The 1,155-nt window shown below is 68.1% G+C and carries 1 protein-coding gene and 1 pseudogene; both read left to right on the forward strand.

Annotated features, from left to right (window positions below; translation table 11 throughout):
- On the forward strand, positions 1 to 408 hold a 408-nt coding region (locus tag ACK586_RS25400), incomplete at its 5' end, for a group II intron maturase-specific domain-containing protein (RefSeq protein ID WP_409333316.1).
- A 120-nt stretch (positions 409 to 528) separates the two neighbouring features.
- A pseudogene (locus ACK586_RS25405) lies at positions 529 to 749 on the forward strand (transposase); the annotation flags it as partial.
- Between the last annotated feature and the right edge of the window lie 406 nt (positions 750 to 1,155).

Here is a 1,155-nt window from a genome sequence, read left to right on the forward strand (position 1 = left end):
AAGCGAGGCAGTGGGAAGCCGACCGTCTACACCTATCCGACCAGGACCGCGCTCGCATCGGTCAAGGCCAAGGTGCGCACGGTTACCCAGCAGGGACTGAACAAGCCTCTCGCCGTCCTGTTGCACAAGCTCGCGCTGGTGCTACGGGGCTGGACCGGCTACTTCCGGCATGGCGTCTCGAAGGCCACCTTTGACTACCTGCGCCGCTTCACCTGGCGACGGGTGCTGTTGTGGATGCGCCGGAAACACCGCCGCGCGAACTGGAAGGAGCTCCGCCGCCGCTACCTGCCCGGGTGGTGGCCGACGGACGGGAACGTGGCCTTGTTCGACCCCGGCAAGGTGGCGGTCACCCGCTACCGACACCGGCCGAACATCCCCACCCCGTGGTCAGCAGCGATAGCGGCCTGACCCACCGGCACGACCTCGTGGAGAGCCGGATGCTCGGGAACGGGCACGTCCGGTTCGGAGGGCGGCCCGGGGAAACGGACCAGCCGCGAGGCTGGCACCGCGCCCCGGGTCGACCCCTACCTCGAGCGACTGAACAAGGAGATCAAGCGCCGCACCGACGTCGTTGGCGTCTTCCCCAACCCCGAGGCCTGCTCCGCCTCGCCGGCGCGGTCCTGGTCGAGGCGCACGACGAATGGCAGGTCTCCGACCGCCGCTACCTCTCCGAAGGCTCCATGGCCCTCCTAAACCGACCCGTCCAGTCGTCTGAGGAGGTGGCGCAGCCGGCCCTGATCGCGTCATAGTCACCACACCGCTGACCAACACGGTGAGGACTACTTCCACCACTCAGCGGGGCGTCACCTTCCTCCGAGTCGGCGGGTGGCGTGGCGTCCATGCCGCGGAGCGTCCCGATACGGAACTGTGCCGACTAGGAGGACCCGTTGCGCAGTCACCGCCGCGGGGCCCAAATTCACCCGAGCGGGAACTCGTGACTCCGACCCGCCTCTTGACTGCGCCTGTAGCTCTCTGCGCCGGAGAGGCCGCCGGAGCGCTCCGGGGCTTGCCGGTGACCCAACTCGACCGTCTCTGAACGGTGAACCGTCCTGGATCTGACGGACGCTGTGTTCAGGCCACCGCGAGGTCCGCGGGGGTCGTGGTGTCACGGTAGTGGTGATCTTCGAACTCGACCGGTGGGCGGTAGTCGATCGC

Source organism: Trujillonella humicola (assembly GCF_046233715.1).
GTDB lineage: Bacteria > Actinomycetota > Actinomycetes > Mycobacteriales > Geodermatophilaceae > Trujillonella > Trujillonella humicola.